Origin of the sequence: Pelagibacterium lentulum, from assembly GCF_003992625.1 — a bacterium.
Taxonomy (GTDB): Bacteria; Pseudomonadota; Alphaproteobacteria; order Rhizobiales; family Devosiaceae; genus Pelagibacterium; species Pelagibacterium lentulum.
Map to the genome: position 1 here is coordinate 15,630 of NZ_RZMW01000018.1, position 18,406 is coordinate 34,035.

Genomic DNA, 18,406 nt, shown 5'->3' on the forward strand with positions numbered 1-18,406 from the left:
CATGAACCGCCATCAGGTCGAGGCTTGAATTTACGATGAACTGGATCGACAACGTCGTTCGCCCGAAAATCCGTTCCTTTCTCAATAAGCGGGAAGTGGAGGAGAATCTTTGGGTGAAGTGCCCCGAGAGCGGGGAAATGGTGTTTTATCGCGACCTTGAAGCCAATCAATGGGTCGTGCCCAATTCGGGCTATCATATGAAGATCAAGGCGAAGGACCGCCTCAAGAACTTCTTTGACGATGGCAAGTATGAAACCGTGGCACTGCCTGAGGTTGCCCACGATCCGCTGAAGTTCCGGGATACCAAGCGTTATGCCGACCGGTTGAAAGAAAGCCGGACCAAGACCGGTCTTGATGATGCAGTAATCGTTGCGACCGGTCAGCTTTACGGCCAGAACATCGTTGCCGCCGTTCAGGAATTCGATTTCCAGGGCGGATCGCTCGGCATGGCGGCCGGCTCGGCCATCATCAAGGGGCTTGAAACAGCGGTCGACCGGCGCGAGCCGTTCGTTCTGTTTGTCGCTTCGGGCGGCGCGCGCATGCAGGAAGGCATTCTTTCGCTGATGCAGATGCCGCGCACCACTGTTGCCGTTCAACGCCTCAAGGAGGCCGGCCTACCCTACATTGTCGTGCTCACCAATCCCACGACGGGCGGGGTAACGGCGTCTTATGCAATGCTTGGTGACGTCCATATCGCCGAACCGGGCGCCCTGATCTGTTTTGCGGGGCCGCGCGTGATTGAACAGACGATCCGCGAGAAACTGCCCAAGGGCTTCCAGCGCTCGGAATATCTGCGCGATCACGGCATGGTGGATATGGTTGTGCATCGGCACGATTTGCGGTCAACCATTGCATCCTTGTTCGGCATTCTGACAAAGGCTCCGGCAAACGACGCGATTACGCGTTCGGGCAGCTCAGGCACCCAGCTTACCTTGCGTGATGTCGCAATCGAGGCGGAAGGCGCTGGCGAAGATGACGTGTTGACCAATCCTCCGGTCGCCGCACACGCCGAATAAGTCGAGTTTGCCTGACTGGCTCTGATTTGCGGAGGGACACTTGTCCCGCACTGATGCGATCTTGAAACGTCTGATGACGTTGCATCCCAAACTGATTGACCTTGAGTTGGGGCGCACATTGCGTCTGCTCAAGGCAATGGGTGAGCCACATCTTTCGGTTCCACCCGTTATCCATGTGGCGGGAACCAACGGCAAGGGTTCAACCATCGCCTATCTGCGCGCGATGCTCGAGGCTTCGGGTAAGAGCGTGCATGTTTATACCTCCCCTCATCTTGTCTCGTTCCGCGAACGTATCAGGCTCGCGGGCAAGCTGGTTTCAAGCCGGAAACTCAATGCTGCGCTTGAAGCGTGCGAAATGGCCAATAAAGGCCAGCCCATCACCTTTTTTGAGATCACCACGGTTGCCGCGTTCCTTCTGTTTTCAAAGGTAAAGGCAGACTATCTGCTTCTGGAAACCGGGCTTGGCGGCCGCTTTGACACAACCAACGTAATCGCCGATCCGCTCGGAACCATCATCACACCCATTTCAACCGATCACACGCAGTTTCTGGGCGAAACGCTTGGCGAAATTGCTTCGGCCAAGGCCGGAATACTGAAAAAGGGCGCGGCGGCGGTTTTCGCGCGCCAACCTGATGAGGCCATGGCTGTCCTGGAAGCCGAAGCGCGCGCGCTGGGTATTTCGCCGTTTGTCGCCGGGGTCGATTTCGATGGCTACGTGCAGCGTGGCAGGTTGGTCTATCAGGATGATGCAGGGCTGCTCGATTTACCTCTGCCTTCGCTTTATGGGGGCCACCAGATCGAAAATGCCACCGTTGCCATTGCTGCGGCGCGCCAGTTCCGGCTGCCGATCAGCGAAAACGCAATAGGGCAAGGTCTGCGCAGCGCAATATGGCCTGCACGCCTTATGCCTCTGCGCGGCGCGCTGACAGAGTTGATCGGCGCTGAACAGGAATTATGGCTCGATGGTGGCCACAATGCCGCCGGTGCGCAGGTTCTCAGTGAAGCCCTGGACGATATGCAAGCCTCACGTCCGGCACCGCTCGTCCTGATCTGCGGCATGATGGCGTCCAAAGACGCTGCGCGGTTCTTTTCGCCCTTTTCTAAAAAGGTGCAACACGTCTTTACCGTGCCTATTCCCGGTGAGCCGGGCGCGCTTGATGCCAAGGCATTGGCGCCGTTTGCCAGCGCTGCTGGGTTGGAAGCAAAACCTATGCGGTCGGTTCGTGCCGCACTCGGCGAGGCAGCAAAGGTTGAAGGCGCCCGCATCGTGATTTGCGGTTCTCTTTATCTGGCCGGGCACGTCCTTGCGCAAAACAAAACGCCCCCGGAGTGATCCGAGGGCGTCATCGCAAATACTCAAAAACCTATCAGGCGTGACCTTCAAGCCATTTAACAAGACCAGCCTTGGGGGTGCCAGCGCCGATCTTCATATCGGCCGCCTCCCCGCCCTTGAACAAAATCATCGTCGGAATGGAACGCACGCCATACTGAGCTGCAATCGAGGGATTCTCGTCGACATTGAGCTTAACGATCTTCACCTTGCCCGCCATTTCGGTGGAAATCTCATCAAGAATAGGTGCAATCGCGCGGCACGGCCCGCACCATTCGGCCCAGAAATCGACAAGCACGGGCACATCGGCGCCCAGAACATCGGTGGAAAATGTAGCTTCGCTCACATGCGCGGTCATTGGTCTTCCTCAACAAAGGGGGTGGAACCGGCGCGGCTCCACAATCAGGTTGCATAATAGCTAGGCAGAGTCGGAGCCCAGTTCAACCCCGTCAGGCGGGTACGAAATGATCGTGACCGATGTTAAGCTCGCTTGCCTCGACCAGCATCAACTTACGATTTGCCGTCCAGAGGATGCCAGCCTCAATGTCGCGATCTGGAAACAGTCGTTGCGCGGCAAGGCGATAAAGCGCCAATTGGCCGATATAGGCAGGGGGAATGGCATGTCGATCGGCAGATGGGCTTGCGTCCGACTTGTAGTCGACGATCAACACCTTTTTGTGATCGACCACAAGCCGATCAAACCGGCCCGATAGGCGTGCGGGCATCCCGTTTTGTGTTCCGGCCAGTGAAAAGCTCACTTCCGCGCGGCTGTTGGGGCCGAAAATCGAAGCGAGATCTGAATCGTTGAGGATAGCAAGCGCCTCTCTTGCCAATGGCCCTGCAAGATCGGCCTCATCCTCGAGCAGCGTATAGGCCGCGGAATGAGCAACAGCTTCTCGCTTTGCCTCCGGGACGGACGCCAAGTGCTGCAAGAGCGCGTGCAGCACCGTGCCGCGCTGGCGTGCCAATGCCGGATCGAGCGCATTTTCTCCCGATGTTGCAAAGCTATCTGGACGCACAGCGCCATCATGACGGGATGGCGAGAGTAAAATAACCGGGGCCGCTGGTGGCGGAACTGAGGCTTGGTACGTTTCCACCTGTTCAACCGAAACAAGCGTTCCGGACTCACCCAAGCGCTCTTGTAGCGGCGTTGCACCTTTGGGATAGCGGATCAGAATGTCTTCGCTACCCTCGATGGCAATTTCTTCACCGCAAGGCGCGAGCGCATTTTTGACCGCGCCATACCATGTATTGCCGATCTCACCGCGCGGCGGTTTGGGTCCGGCAACGATCAGCACATCTTCGGCGCGGGTCATGCCGACATAGAGGTTGCGCCAATATTCGGCATTGTTGCGGGCAGCGAGTGCTTCTTTGAGGCTGGCCGATTTTTCCGTGTGATCGTCAGATCGACCGCAATAGAGCATGAACGGCTTGCCTTCATGCCGATCGAAAAAGGTTCTGTCTTTTACGCTCCCTGGCCCTTGCGTCGCATCGGCAAGAAAAACGATCGGAGCCTCAAGTCCCTTGGCACCATGCACCGTCATGATCCGAACGCCGCCAGTGCGTTCGGCCAGTTCACGTTTGATGGTGATATCGCTTTTTCGCATCGCGGCAATAAAGCCTGTTAGCGAAGGCTGGTCCGATTGTTCATGGGCAAGCGCCAGATCTAGAAACTCGCCCAAGACGTCATCGACTTCCGGCCCCAACCGTGTGTGAAACGCCCTTAGTCCGCCGTGGCGATAAAGGACGCTGGCAAAAAAATCATAGGGGCGGTCAAAATCAAGGCGGCTTCTCAATTCGGTGAGAAATCCATAAGCTCGGATACAGGTCTCGATTGAGGACCGGCCCAACGCTGTCCAAAGAGACTGCCCATCGAGACGATTGGCGGCGAGTTCATAGAGGTCGTCTTCACTGACGGCGCAAAGCGGTGAACGCAGGATTGCCGCCAGCATCAAATCGTCGTCTGGATTGAGCAGAATATCGGCAAGGCCGAGCAGATCATCCACCGCAATATGGGTTGAAACCGGCAGGCGATCTGCGCCAGGGCTTGCGATTCCCGCTTCCTTGAGCGCGCGGACGGTTTCGATAAATACCGATTTTCGCGCCTGGACGAGGATCAGAATATCGTCTGTCCGGATCGGGCGACCACGCGTGCCCAGAGCGATATTGTTGTCGATCCAAAAGCGGATGGTTTGCGCAATCTTGCGCGCGACGCGGCGCGAAGCGTTGGCGAGGTTTTCGACCGGCTCAAGCGGCCAGCCCTGCTCTGCGCGGGAGACTTCGGGTTCTGCCTCCATAGGCCATATTTCGATCAGCCCGCCGGTCTCGTGTCGTGCGCTTTCGTGAGCAATATCGCCCTCCGGTGCAAACAGGGCGCCGGAAATGATGGGGTTGGCACAGACGCAATCGACGCCCGAAAGGATGCCCGGCAAGGTCCTGAAACTGGTGCGCAGCCGGACATCGTTCCATTGCTTTTCGGCACGATTGGCTGCAAGGGCATAGTTGCGGCCCTTCTCGCCAAATAGCCTGGGTTCAGCGCCCTGGAACGAATAGATCGATTGCTTGGGATCGCCCACCGCAAAAAGCGTCTTGGGGCGCTGCGCGGCGCCTTCACCTGCAAAATAGTCCTGCACCAGTTGATCGATCACGTCCCATTGCTCAGGATTGGTGTCCTGGCTTTCATCGACGAGCACATGATCGATCCCCGCATCGAGCTTGTAACGAACCCATGCGCTTGCCTCGGTGTCAGCGAAAAGAGCTGCTGTGCGCATGATCAGATCGTCAAAGTCGAGAAGCGAGCGTGCGCGCTTATGCTCTTCATATTCAAAAACGATAGCATCGAGGACTGCCAATAGCGCTTCGGTTCGCGAGAGCAGCGTTGCTGCCTTGAGCTTTTGATTAAGCTCCGCGAGCCGCTCTGCTTCAGCCAGAATCTGGTCGGCAAGCGCCGGGGCCGTTTCACGAATGGCTTTTCGTGGGAAGCTTCTTTGGGGGACTGAGCCATCCTTGTTGAGATACGCACCGACAAGTTCCGCTGGATCGGGGTTGAAGCGGTCGATCCGGTTCAACTTGTCCTCAAAGCGGCTGCCCTCGGGCTTGGGCTGTTCAATCGCAAAGATGTCGGCGAACCGATCAAACGGCACGATCATGCCGTTTATGATCTCTGCCTCAATAGCGGTCTTGGTTTGGCCCACCTGCAGCCCTAGAAACGCTTGCAGGGCAGATATGGCCTGTTGGCGGCTGGAAAGCACGCCGTCGAGCTTGCGGCCTGCCGTCAGTGCGCTGGCGATTGCGGTTTCGATCTGGCTATCGCTCATCATCTCGAAAAGATGCGCGACCGCCTGCTGAGTTTCGGGTTTGCCACGCAAGCCACCTGCCAAAACGCTTTCGCGCGCACGGGTGATCAATTCGGCGCGCGGCTGGTCCTCGATAACGGAGAAGTTGACGGGCACGCCGGCCTCGTAGGGAAACCTCTGGAGCACGGCCTCGCAAAAGGCATGGATGGTGCTGATCTTGAGCCCGCCTGGGGTCTCCAACGCCCTGGCAAACAGTGAGCGCGCATTGTTGCGCAAGGCCGCGTCGGGTCTTTGGTCGAGAATATCGGTCAAAGCCTTATCGAGCGCCTCATCGCCAGCGCGCGTCCACTCGGCAAGAATGTGCGACAGCCGGTGACGCATTTCCGCGGCAGCGGCCTTGGTATAGGTGAGACACAGGATTGTTTCGGGTGCCGCTCCCGCCAGCAGAAGCCGCAAGACCCGGCGCGTGAGAATAAACGTCTTGCCGGACCCGGCATTGGCACTGACCCACGCCGAAGACGTCGGCTCGGCCACCAGACGCTGGTTTCTTATCGCATCGGACGGAACGATTACGGCACGTTCGGTCATTCGTCGTCCTCGCTGTCGCCCAGAAGGCTCCACTCGCCGGTCCTCGCCAAATGGTCGTAGTCGCCCTTGAAACGTTGTCCCTTGCGCGGCATCACCCGCGCGGCCATCGGATGGGTGTCGGACTGCAAAATGCTGGCCACATGGTTCTGGAAATGGCGGAATACGGCGTCAATTCCAGCCTCAAGCGACATAGCACCAAAAGCAAGCTCGGTCGGCTTGAACGCATCGGGACCATTGGAAATCTTGATGTAGGTCAGCGCGTCGCTAGGCGCGGCGATAATATCGGCAAATGCGCCATTGCGCGCCATTACTGCTTCAAGCGGCAATTGCGGGGCATAAAGCGCCTTGATGTCCTTGGCTGGCGGGGGCGAGCCCGTCTTGAAATCGATGATCTCAAGCGCATCGGACATCAGAACATCGATCCTGTCGACGCGGCCACGCAGGGTGAACGGCTTGCCTGAGATCTCGAACGTCATCTTGCCGCCAATTTCGGCGTGACGGCTGACGATGGTGCCGTCGCGCTCGGTTTCATAAGCGATATAGCGCTGCGCAATATGATCGAAGCGCATCAGCCAAATGTCACGGCGCTCGGGGATAGCCTCCAGGCTGGCAAATCGCTCATGCGCCAGTGCCATCAACCGCTCATGCGCGTCAGGCGCAAGGGGTTGTCCTCCCTGCTTAAGGAAGTCGCCGAGAATATCATGGATGATCGTGCCGCGTTCGGCAGCATCCGGGTCGGCGCCAAGCGCAGCTACGGCGCGCAAACCAAGGACGTATTTGGCGTAAAGGTCATAGGGCGAGCGCAGCAGGATTTCTGCTTCGGTTATCGAAAGCGTATCGGGACGGCGATGCGCTGGTGGACGCGGCGCGGGGCGGCTCGCAGGCTGGGGCAGTCCGACAACAGCATCCAACCGATAAGCCCGCTTGATCCAGACATCACCGCGCTCACGCATCCACTTTGAAATTTCATTGCCAAAGAACGCTTCCAGCCTTTGGACCAGCCGCGATGGATTGGCAGGCGATGTGCCCGAGCGCTCGGCATAGCTAATGATCAACTGGTCAGCTCCCGCTGCCATGTAAAAGTCATGCGCCGCCAACCCATGCAGCTTTTCAGGGGGTTCCAGCCCCACGGCCATGCGCATACCGCGGCTCATCCACGGACCGGGATCGGCGACCTCGGGCCAGGCACCTTCGACAAGGCCAGCCATGACGACGAGATCGGCATCCATCAAACGCGCTTCAAGACGACCGAAAAGTGCAATCGCAGATTGCTCGGGTTGTGGCGGACGAACGGAACGCCCAGCCATCAGGCCATCCAGCGCGCTTGCGAGGCCGGCGACCGAGAACTGCGGGCCAAGGCCCGACAAATTGGCTAACTCGGCAAGCCAAAGCCCAAGCTCAACTTCCCCTTCCAGCCGCGCGAGCCCATCGCCCTCAGCGGGCGCGCGCACGGCCTCAAGACAGGTTTGAAGAGCAAGCGCAAACTGGGCGGCGGAAAACCTGTCTTGGGTGAATAGCGTCGAGATCGGTGCCAAGGCGGTTTCGAGCGCATCCAGCAATGCGTGAACCGCCTCGGCCTGTTGGGGAGAGAGCCGCAAGGGCGCATGTCGGGGCCGTTCGGCGAGATTGGTATCAACAGCCCGACGGATACCATCGAAACCGGGCGCAAGCCGCCCGGATCGGAAGACCGAGAAATCAAGCCAATTGGCTGTCTCCCCAAGCCGATGGCGCTGCAACCCCAGCACAACATTGCGATTGCGCAGCAGCGCCATCACATCAACAGCCGATAGCCCATTGGCCAGAACCGAGACAATCTGGCGGACAAGACGACCAGCCCTTGAACGCGCCAGTGGTGTTCCCGCAGCATCATCGACAGCAACGTCAAATCTCGATAGCTCAGCAGCGATCCGACGTGACAGCACCTGATCGGGAACAATCAGGGCGACACTTTTGCCGCTCTGCAAACCTTCGCAGGCCGCAAGCGCCACTGCCCGCGCTTCAAGTTCCGGCGTACGGGCAACGACCAGCGATATGGGTTGTGCCGCCCGCTCAAGCGCTTTGATTTCAAGCGCTGCAATCTTGGCTGGCCAAGCTGCTGTCTCGGCCGGCAGATCCAATGCCGCCTGCAAAGCGGAAGTACGAATTTCCTTTTGGCCCGCCAACTCCTCAACATCTTCTGGCTTTGCCTTGAGGTGCCGCAGCAGGCGCATAAGGCCATACTGGGGGTGGCCGTGGGGATGGCGGGCGCTATCGGCAAGCGCTTCGCATTGGGCAGCATTTAGGTTCCTGTCCAAGCCGGGGAGAACGACCGCGCCAAACTTCAAGTCTGCGATCGCGGCAATGAGGTTGGCGGTTGCCGGAATGGAGCCGGTTGAACCGGCAATAATGACTGGCTTATTGGCAAAAAGCAGGGGCAGAGCTTCGACTTGGCGTGCAAGAAGCTGATTGGTGCGTTCCACCCCATCGATTACGTCCATGTCTGCGAGAATGGACGGCCAATGCTCGAGAATAAAACGAACAAAACCCAGATTTTCCTGCCAGCGGGCGGGAAGTTGTGCATCCTCGATTGCCTCGAGTGCAGAAAGCTCAATTCCAGCGATGGTAAAGTCGTCGATCAACTGCGCAAGCGAATCGGCCAACGCGATCACTTCGGCGCTGCTGGGTGCCCCACGATAACCACCGAGCGCTGGCGCCGAGAAAGGAGCATCGGTCTGGAGTGCCAGCCATTTTTCCGTTAGTTGCGAGAGGATAAGTCGCCGCTTCAGCGCTCCAATTGCCGGTTTTGGCGGCGGGCTATCAAAGGGGGGCAGAAACGGTTCGGCGTCGGGATCATCGCCGCCCAAGGCCCGAATATCGGGCAAAAGCATGGGGTTGTCGGCAAGCTGGGCACGCAGCGCCTCGATCAAAACGGTACGCGCCCTGCGCGTTGGCAGGAAGATGGTTATGTCTGACAGCCAAAACGGTCCCTCTCGCGGCCATTCGGGGACCAACTGCCCATCAAGGAGCGCTTGCGCGAGAGTTGACAGAAAGCGTCCGTGAGGCGCGATCGTATAGAGCGAGCCGTGGCGGGCCATCACACCAGCGTGCCTATGGCCTGTTCGGTTCGGACAATCGCGGCAGGGTCGCCCACGTGATACCAGGGCGTTTGAATCATGATGCCCTTGATGCGTCCGCGATCCCGTGCAACGCCAAATGAGCGGGCAAGAGAAAACGGCACATCAGGTCCAAGGCTCGCGAGTTCACGGCTGAACACTGCCGTTCCGGCATAAACGACCGGCCGTCCTACAGTCTGACCGAGATTGCCCTCGCCATCGATCAGGAAATCGGCGCTCTTGTTAAAACCCGTGGCCTTGTCGGGTTCGACGCAGAGCAGCACGCAATCGGCTTCATCCTTGGCATATTCCGCTACCAGTCTGGCAATCGGATTGTCCGAACCGGGCAACCAGAAGCTATCGGTGTTCATCACCAGAACAGGGTCGCTGCCGAGCAAGGGCAAGGCATGTTTCAATCCACCGCCGGTATCGAGCAGGCGATCTTTCTCGTAACTGGTTTCAAATGTGAGATCGGGCAGCGCGTTTGCCAGCCGCGCGATATGGGCAGCCATCAAATCCGGCTTGTGGTGGATATTGACAACAAATTTCCTGGCGCCTTCAGCCAAGGCGCAATCTATGACGTGATCGATCAACGGCTTTCCGGCAACTTCGATCAGCGCCTTGGGTCTATCGAAGGTCAGTGGGCGCATGCGTGTACCAAGCCCAGCAGCGAGCAGCATCACATCGGGGAGCACCACATCGGCCTGAGTGGCGGCTGGGGAAACTGGAAAGGCATCCATGGAAGCGTCTCCGAACCTTATCGGGATTGAAATTGGCGCAGTGCGCCTGCAAGCTCAGACATATCGCGGCCAGCGCGCGGCTTAATCGAAATCATGCGACCAGCGCCACTTTCCAACATGTCGATTTCAATTGTAAGTCCCCTGAACGCTGCCAAGCCCGGCGCGCGGGACGGCCATTCGACCAAAACGATCTGATCCTCATCGTCAAGCAATCCCAGTTCATCGAGTTCGGTTTCGTCGCTTATGCGGTAAAGATCGGCGTGAACGATGCCAGGATAGGGCTGAACAATCGCAAATGATGGCGAGGGAACATCAAGGCCCGGCGCGTCAAGACGCGCACGGATGATGGCGCGGGCGAGTGCTGACTTACCGGCGCCCAGTTCTCCTTCAAGCAGCACGACATCACCAGCAACGAGGTGGCGAGCAAGGAGGGTGCCGATTGCGTCTGTCTGCTCAGGGCCGATGGCAAGAAGCGTAATGCCTGCCATCCTCTATTCTCCAGCGATCTGTGTCGCTACTGCATTGGCCGGAATAATGACTGCGACCCGTGTACCGCGCGGCTCGCGCGCCTCGATTGAAACCGAACCGCCGTGCAGATTGACGAAGGTTTTGACAATCGCAAGGCCCAGCCCTGCCCCGCGCTGGCGGCCCTCGACCGATTGCCCCTCGAAGCGATTGAACAGCGCCTTGCGCATGTCCTCGGGGATACCGGCCCCCTCATCCTCGACCACGAAGGCAATCTTGTCGCCCCGCGCTGAGATATCGAGCCAAACCGACGCGCCAGGATCGGAGAACCGCGTAGCGTTCGAGAGAAGGTTATAAAGAACCTGCACGATGCGTGTTCCATCGGCGAAAAATTTCGGCAAATTATCGGCGATGGATACCTTGAGGTCCACTGGCTGATCCGCACCGGCAAAGGTGGCTGCAAGCCCGGCCCGCGCCTTCTCAACCAGCGTGCTGATTTCAAGTTCTTCGTAATTGAGTTGGGCAATCCCTGCGTCGACCGTAGCAAGATCGAGAATATTGTCGATCAGCAGCCCAAGATTGGCGCTTGAGGCACGGATGTAGTCGGTATAGGCGCGCTGTTTTTCATTCAGCGGGCCGACGGTTTCTCCGGCCAAAAGATCGGCGAAGCCAATAATATTGGTGAGCGGGGAGCGCAGTTCATAGGAAACATTCTGAACGAATGTGTCCTTGAGCCTGTCGGCAGCAATAAGCGCTTCATTGCGCTCCTTGAGCACGCGCTCATAATTAGCGCTTTCGCTCACGTCCACGAAGGTCATCATGGTTTGCCCATCAGGCAGGCGCACGATGGCATAGTCGAGCAATCGCCCATCGGCGCGATTGATACGCCCCTTGGTATCGGCCCGGTTGGGATTGAGATCGATAATGCCTTGCTTGAGATTGCGCCAGATACGCGCGCCATCCTCGGGAAAGGCTTCTGCGCAGGCTTTTGCTATCGTATCGATATGGGGGGAATTGCCGAGCACATTGAGCGGCAGCGACCACAGGGCAGCAAGCTTGGGGTTCTGCAGTTTGAGCCGCCCGTTTGTGCCGAACACCGCCACGCCTTCGGACAGCGCATTGAGCGTTTCGCGCTGAACGTGGATCAGTGCATTGTGGCGTGTCTCCAGGGCGAGGCGTTCTGTGATGTCCTCAAAGACATAGATCACCCCGCCTGTACCCACCGCCGGAGCCGCGATCACATTGGCGCAACGGCCATCTGGCAGATACCAAGGTGTTTCCCGCGGGCTGGTCAGCGCATAGCTCATAAGATGACGCGCGCGCCAATCGCGGTAATCGGGTTCGCTGGGCAACTGGCCCTGAGTACGCAGCTTGTCGAGGATCGCGCGTTCGTCAGGGCTTGTGTTGAGCCAGCTTGTATCCAGGCCCCAATATTCGGCATAGGCCTGATTGAAGTGGGTCAATTGCCGCTGCCGGTTGAAAACGGCGATCGGGGTTGCAAGCGTATCGATAACCGCCGTGAGGTCGCCGAGGTCTGGCGCAATTCGTTCTGGCTCGCGGGTTTCTGGCCGTTTAAGCGGCATATAACAATAGCCCGCGCTGCCGCCGTTCAACGGAAACAGAACAAGATCGAGCTTGCCGGCCTGGGGATGATCTTCACAAAAGGCGATGGTATCGGACGCATCGTTGAGAGACTTAAGATGCGCATTGCGCACCTTTACCTCGAAAATATCGGGCGCCGTGCCGCGATCAGATTTAAGCCCGAGACTGCGGGTCAGGTGAAGATAGGCAGCATTGGCATAGATCATCAGCCCGTCTGCATCGCGCAGCCAGGCTGGAATCGTGAGATTGGCAAGAACGGCCTGTGCTTCGGCAAGCGAGGGCAGGCGTGCAAGCGCGTCGCCGGTCAATGGAGGTTCGACCGAAGCACCCGAGGCGCGCAAGCGCAGCACCGCCGTCCCGCCCACGAGCCGTCCGGTCGCGCGGATGATGCGACCGTCGCGCGCCGATAGCGTAGTCTCGAAAACCTTGCCTTCGATTCTGAGATCGGTCAGACGCTCTGCAAGATCGAGCGCGGGGCCGGAATCGAGCCAGGACCGGAAATCGAGCACCGCATCATGCCGGGTTTCCCCCGGCAGCAGCGCGGAAACCGGGCCAAGCACTTCCGGGTCCAGCCCTGTATCTTTCCAGATGATTGTGACTTCAGGCATGCCCGAAACCAGCATCTCAAACTCGTCGAGTGCCGCGCGCATGGCGCCGAGCTGTTCTGCGCTTTTCTGTTGCGCCTGCTCAGCCTCGCGGCGCCAGCGCAACGCCAGGATTGCCGCAACGAGCCCGAAGCCCGCTGCTCCGAGCGCAACTGCATAAGGTGCGAAAGCTGTTACTGTGGCGGAGGCAAGGGGTGCTGCCAGCGCTGGACTTGCAGCGGCAAGCGCGACAGGCGCAGCAGAAAGAACCAAGAATCCCGTAAGTTTCCGGAATCCTGCCGGACTCATTCGCCATGCCCCTTTTTCAGATTTAATTGCCCGAGTGGCCACCGGGAGATGGTGACCGAATCAGTTAACCATACCCGGCTGCAGAATCGCGTCCAAGAGTCAAAGTGCCAACAAGTGAATAACTTATTGCTTGCAAGCCTAAACGAAGCATTTTTCCCAAGTGATTTGTCTTGCTCGCCGCAAACAAAATCGGGGGCCTAAGCCCCCGAAATCGTTAATCAATAGCGGTAATGATCGGCCTTGTATGGCCCCTCCTGAGGCACGCCGATATAATCGGCCTGATCCTTGGAAAGGGTTGTGAGTTTAGCGCCCAACTTCGCCAAATGCAGGCTGGCTACTTTCTCATCGAGGTGCTTGGGCAGGACATAGACCTTGTTTTCGTACTCGGCTCCCTTGGTCCATAGCTCGATCTGGGCCAGCGTCTGGTTGGCAAACGAGGCGCTCATCACAAAGGAAGGGTGCCCCGTCGCATTGCCCAGATTAACCAGACGGCCTTCGGAAAGGAGGATCATCTTTTTGTTGTCAGGGAACTCGATGATATCGACCTGCGGCTTCACGTTGGTCCATTTCAGGTTACGCAGCGCACCGACCTGAATTTCGTTATCGAAATGGCCGATGTTACAGACGATGGCCATGTTCTTGGTACGGCGCATATGGTCAATGGTCACGATGTCCTTATTGCCGGTTGCGGTGACAATAATGTCGGCACGCTCAACCGCGTCGTCTAGGGTCACGACCTCATAGCCGTCCATGGCAGCCTGCAATGCGCAGATCGGATCGACTTCCGTGACCAGCACGCGCGCGCCAGCGCCGCGCAGGGACTCCGCCGAGCCCTTGCCCACATCCCCATAACCGCAAACGATGGCAACCTTGCCAGCCATCATCACGTCGGTTCCCCGGCGAATGGCATCTACAAGGCTTTCACGGCAGCCATATTTGTTGTCGAATTTGCTCTTGGTAACGCTGTCGTTGACGTTGATGGCAGGGAACGGCAATTCGCCCTTCTCCTGCAACTGATACAACCGCATCACGCCGGTCGTCGTTTCTTCCGACACGCCTTTGATGTTGGCGCGAATGGTCGAATAGAAGTTGGGATGCGTGGCCAAGCGCTTACGGATGGTTGCAAAGAGAATTTCTTCTTCCTCGTTGCCCGGATTGTCGAGCACCGAAGGGTCGGTTTCGGCCTTGGCACCGATCAGCACCAGCATAGTGGCGTCACCACCATCGTCGAGGATCATATTGGGCGTGCCGCCATCGCCCCATTCCATCATGCGGTCGGTATAGGCCCAATATTCCTCAAGCGTTTCACCCTTATGGGCGAAGACGGGAATACCTGCCGCAGCGATCGCGGCAGCGGCGTGATCCTGAGTCGAGAAGATATTGCACGATACCCAGCGAACCTCGGCGCCAAGCGCAACGAGCGTTTCAATCAGCACAGCGGTCTGGATGGTCATGTGGAGCGAACCGGCGATCCGGGCACCCTTGAGCGGCTGACTCTTGGCAAACTCGCTGCGAATTGCCATCAGCCCCGGCATTTCGATTTCTGCCATTTCGATTTCCTGGCGACCGTATGTTGCCAGCGCGATGTCCTTGACGACATAGTCGGTAAATGGCGCATTCATTGCCGCTTTACTCCTGCATTTGTCAGAATCTTTTGATCTTGCCGTGCTTATACGCGGATGCGCGCCCGGCGACAACAAGGATATAAAGAAAGTTTTATGTCTTACATCGACCGCGCGGCGCGGCGCGCTCTTCTGCTTCGCCGGAACGGCAAGGCGCCCGCCGACCAGATGCCCCAGATCAAGCCGTAGCCGGCGATGAGGCCTACGACGGCATGGCCGAAGCCTTCGGTCGTAACCGGCACTGCCGGGGCGTAATTTTCCAGCGCGGCAGCGCCCACATCGGTATCGAAATATCGCGTCAGCGAACCGACGCGCTCCAAAGGCCCCGCATTGCGCAATGCTTCGAGCTGGGCCGAGAGTCTTTGGTGACGTTCAAAGACCAGCCGCATGGATTGCCCTCGATCGGCCAGAAACGCATCGGCGCTTTGTTCATACCGTTCCAGGCCCTCTTGCCGCGTCAGCCCGCTTGCGGCCGCATCGGCATCAAAGCGCACGGCAATGGCCGCCAACTCGTCGATTGCGCCGCCGAGCCTTTGCGCATATTGCTGGGAGTATTCTGGCACCTGGGAAAAGGTGACTGCGCCGAGAATAGCGCCTGTTAAGCAGACAAGGCGTTTCATGGCCCACCTTTGTGTCTAGAGGCTGTTCTGTTCCAGGTTTTGGGATCAGAAGGTGGCGTCGCTTGCCGCCTCCTTGTCCTCGTCAAAGCCACTATTGACCAGTTCCGCGATGGCTTCGATTGCCTGTCGCGCCTCGTTACCGCTGGCCTGTACCAGAATGGTCGAACCCGGTCCTGCCGCCAGCATCATCAATCCCATGATCGAGGTGCCGCCGACGGTAACGCCGTCGCGCGTCACCGTAACCTTGGCATCAAAATGGTCGGCCGTGCGCACGAAACGGGCCGAGGCGCGTGCATGCAGCCCCCGCCGGTTACAGATTGTCAAACGCTGACATATTGCGCGGTCCGGATCAGTCATCGCCTCTATTTTCCGAGCACATCGTTGGCAACATTGATATATTTGCGCCCGGCTTCCTGCGCGTCGCGCACAGCGTCGCGCATATCGGCGTCGCCCCTAATGCGTGCCAGCTTGACGAGCATGGGCAGATTAACCCCGGCAATGACTTCAATGGGCCGACCCTGCATGACCGAGATGGCAAGGTTGGATGGCGTACCGCCGAACATATCGGTGAGGATCACGACGCCTTTACCCCCATCGACGGAATCGACTGCAGCAATAATGTCATTGCGCCGCGCTTCCATGTCGTCCTCAGGCCCGATGCAAACCGAGGCAATCGCCTCCTGCGGTCCTACAACATGCTCAAGGGCTGAACGAAACTCTTCTGCCAGCCTGCCGTGGGTCACAAGGACCAAACCAATCATCGAAATACTAACCTTTTTGCACTGCAGCGCCGCAACAAGAACCGACTTTTGAACGGGAAGTTCCCGGTTTCAAGTGTTTTTCTGGAAAATCAGCGTGAGACAACCGTGAACCGATACTTATGCCCGCTAAAAGGCGCCGAGCGCCCTTAATGCGGCATGAACGAGAAAGCGTTGATGCAGTCCGTCTATCAGGCCCCGGTGCGGCACAGGACATCGCGGCACGAATATGCCATTTATATTGGTGGTCAGCTCGCTTTCCTCAAGAAGGCGCTCTTCCTTGTCAACAAGATCGACGACGAGGTGAACATGGGCTTTTTTTGCATAGGGCAACCGGATGATGCCCCGGCCGCGCAACTCGATCATGCCTTCGATCGTTGCGGGCGGCTCCATGACCAGACCGTCTTCATCAGTGGAAAGCAGAACTCTGTCATCGGAAATCAGCAGGCCCTGCTCGCCTCGCAATTGCGCTTGCTCGATAAGATCCAGCGCCAGAAGCGATTTTCCAGCGCCCGAAACGCCGGTAATCAAGATGCCATGGTCACCGATAAGGATGCCGGTGCCATGGCTATTATTCTTTTTTGTCACGATTTAGCCCGCGGTAAAGTGAGGGTGAAGACCGCCCCTGACCGGTCATCACGATTCCCCGCTTCTAGCGTACCATTATGGGCCTGCGCAATCTGGCGCGAGATTGAAAGGCCAAGACCCGAATGGTCCCCGAAGGATTCTGTTTCCGGCCGATCCGTGTAAAAGCGCTGGAACACCTTCTCGGTATCTCCTGCGATCCCGCGCCCTTCATCGATTACCGTGACACTGACATGATCGGGGTCGGCGTTCACACGGACGGTCACAGTCCCGTCTTTGGGGGAAAAGGAAACGGCATTGTCGATGAGATTGGTAAATACCTGCGCCAGCCGGTTGTCATGGCCGCGCACAAGAGGGTCGTAACGGTCCGAAGTGTTTTCAAGAACCACGGAAACGCCCCGCGCTGCGGCAAGATCGGCCTGGATGGAAACGATGGCCTCGGCAAGTCCTGCTATATCGACCTTCTCGACATTTTCGCGCGCCAGTTCAGCATCGATCCGGCTGGCGTTGGAAATATCTGAAATCAAACGATCGAGACGGCGCACGTCGTGCTGGATGATGTCGATCAGCCGTTTTCGGTCCGCCGCCTTTTTCGCGAGCGGCAAGGTTTCCACCGCGCTTCGCAGCGAGGTCAGCGGGTTTTTCAGTTCATGGGCCACATCGGCGGCAAAGCGCTCGATGGCTTCGATGCGGTTATAGAGCGCGTTGGTCATACTGCGCAGGGAGCCGGAAAGATGCCCGATCTCATCGGACCGGTCGGTAAAGTCCGGGATTTCGGCACGCGCTTTCATAGAGGTTTGAACCCGCTCGGCAGCTTCCGACAGCCTGCGCATCGGCCCGGCAATCGTTCCCGCCATAAGAGCGGACATCAGCCCGGTCACTGCCGCGGCAACAAAGGCAATGCGCAGGATCTGCCAGCGCTCCTGGGTTACAATCGCATCGATCTCACCTGGCGATGTTGACAGCAGCAGGGCACCGACCACCGAACGCTGGCGCTGAACCGGGACGGCGACCGAGACGACCAATTGCCCCCGCGCATCCACCCGCACGATATCGGCGGGCGATCCGTTCAACGCCGAAGCGACCTCTGGATAGCGCAGGCCTTCATGGGCCGGGTAGTCCTGATAAACGGGATATTCCGCCCCGCGGAAGAACCGGGTGATGCCGTTCCACCAGTCGAACAGGAAAAACCCGGTTCCGACATTTTGCTGTGGCTGGCGGCTGGCGAGAATCTCGCCTGCCGCATAAATGTTGCTGCTGTCGAGAATCATCAGCCCGTCCCGGTCATATATACGCGCGCGGGTCCGGGTCGGCGTCACAAGGTTACGCAGGAGCGGCGCAACCCGCTCAGGGCTGATGGGAAATTCGAGGCTCGGATCAAAGAAGGTAAAGGGTGAGGCCAAGTCGCCCATATAAAGGTCGAGCAGCCGGTCGGGATTGACCGAAATCACATCGGAATCCGCGGTTGCCGATGCGGCAATTGCCGCGGACATGATTTCACCCTGCACGCGCAGGGATTGCACACGGCTGTCGATCAGGCCAGAACGGAACGAATTGAGATACATGATGCCGGCGACAAGCGCCGCCAGTGCCACGAGATTGAGAATAACGATACGGCGCGTAAGCGAGGAAAAAAACGTGAAGTTGATGATCCGGCCAATGGCGCGGAAAAATGCAAAAACAGGTCGCAGGACTGGCTTGCGGCCCGCGCGACGTTTCTGGGCATCAATCTGCTTTTTTTGACCTCGGGAGGCTTGCGCCTCCGCGGATGTGAACTCGCTTACGTCCACCAAATCGGA

The 18,406-nt window shown here is 58.2% G+C and carries 14 protein-coding genes; 2 read left to right on the plus strand and 12 right to left on the minus strand.

From position 1 onward, the window contains the following. Window positions 1–35: 35 nt before the first annotated feature. Both accD and EO133_RS05465 read left to right on the plus strand, forming a co-directional pair. Window positions 36–1,016: an acetyl-CoA carboxylase, carboxyltransferase subunit beta gene (gene accD, locus EO133_RS05460; protein ID WP_127071657.1), complete on the plus strand. Its 981-nt coding sequence runs from the start codon at window positions 36–38 to the stop codon at window positions 1,014–1,016. 40 nt (window positions 1,017–1,056) lie between these two features. Then, a complete protein-coding gene (locus tag EO133_RS05465; RefSeq protein WP_188681850.1) occupies window positions 1,057–2,349 on the plus strand; it encodes a bifunctional folylpolyglutamate synthase/dihydrofolate synthase in 1,293 nt (430 codons plus the stop codon). A 34-nt stretch (window positions 2,350–2,383) separates the two neighbouring features. Here the strand turns inward: EO133_RS05465 and trxA are convergent, their stop codons facing one another. From trxA to EO133_RS05525, 12 genes are all read right to left on the minus strand, one after another. Further along, complete coding sequence (trxA, locus tag EO133_RS05470; RefSeq protein WP_127071658.1) at window positions 2,384–2,704, minus strand: thioredoxin; 321 nt, start codon at window positions 2,702–2,704, stop codon at window positions 2,384–2,386. A 91-nt stretch (window positions 2,705–2,795) separates the two neighbouring features. Further along, complete coding sequence (addA, locus tag EO133_RS05475) at window positions 2,796–6,230, minus strand: double-strand break repair helicase AddA (RefSeq protein WP_127071659.1); 3,435 nt, start codon at window positions 6,228–6,230, stop codon at window positions 2,796–2,798. Further along, window positions 6,227–9,304, minus strand: coding sequence for a double-strand break repair protein AddB (addB, locus tag EO133_RS05480; RefSeq protein ID WP_127071660.1), 3,078 nt, complete (start codon window positions 9,302–9,304; stop codon window positions 6,227–6,229). The genes addA and addB overlap by 4 nt, the downstream gene beginning before the upstream one ends. Further along, entirely contained in the window at window positions 9,304–10,062 is a 759-nt protein-coding gene (locus tag EO133_RS05485) for a nucleotidyltransferase family protein (protein ID WP_127071661.1), read from the minus strand. Before EO133_RS05485 ends, addB begins: the two co-directional genes overlap by 1 nt. 17 nt (window positions 10,063–10,079) lie before the next feature. Then, window positions 10,080–10,550, minus strand: coding sequence for a tRNA (adenosine(37)-N6)-threonylcarbamoyltransferase complex ATPase subunit type 1 TsaE (tsaE, locus tag EO133_RS05490; protein ID WP_127071662.1), 471 nt, complete (start codon window positions 10,548–10,550; stop codon window positions 10,080–10,082). 3 nt (window positions 10,551–10,553) lie between these two features. Beyond that, complete coding sequence (locus tag EO133_RS05495; protein WP_164734902.1) at window positions 10,554–12,986, minus strand: sensor histidine kinase; 2,433 nt, start codon at window positions 12,984–12,986, stop codon at window positions 10,554–10,556. Between the two features lie 254 nt (window positions 12,987–13,240). After that, window positions 13,241–14,644: an adenosylhomocysteinase gene (gene ahcY, locus EO133_RS05500; protein ID WP_127071664.1), complete on the minus strand. Its 1,404-nt coding sequence runs from the start codon at window positions 14,642–14,644 to the stop codon at window positions 13,241–13,243. A gap of 101 nt (window positions 14,645–14,745) precedes the next feature. Next, the gene (locus EO133_RS05505; RefSeq protein ID WP_127071665.1) at window positions 14,746–15,264 is read right to left on the minus strand and encodes a DUF2937 family protein; all 519 of its coding nucleotides are present in this window, start codon (window positions 15,262–15,264) and stop codon (window positions 14,746–14,748) included. 45 nt (window positions 15,265–15,309) lie between these two features. Next, a complete protein-coding gene (locus EO133_RS05510) occupies window positions 15,310–15,621 on the minus strand; it encodes an HPr family phosphocarrier protein (RefSeq protein WP_127071666.1) in 312 nt (103 codons plus the stop codon). 5 nt (window positions 15,622–15,626) lie between these two features. Then, a complete protein-coding gene (locus tag EO133_RS05515) occupies window positions 15,627–16,025 on the minus strand; it encodes a PTS sugar transporter subunit IIA (protein WP_127071667.1) in 399 nt (132 codons plus the stop codon). 126 nt (window positions 16,026–16,151) lie between these two features. Next, complete coding sequence (locus tag EO133_RS05520; RefSeq protein WP_164734903.1) at window positions 16,152–16,610, minus strand: HPr kinase/phosphorylase; 459 nt, start codon at window positions 16,608–16,610, stop codon at window positions 16,152–16,154. Beyond that, window positions 16,607–18,397 (minus strand): sensor histidine kinase, encoded by a 1,791-nt coding sequence (locus tag EO133_RS05525; RefSeq protein WP_127071677.1) that lies wholly within the window; start codon window positions 18,395–18,397, stop codon window positions 16,607–16,609. The genes EO133_RS05520 and EO133_RS05525 overlap by 4 nt, the downstream gene beginning before the upstream one ends. Between the last annotated feature and the right edge of the window lie 9 nt (window positions 18,398–18,406).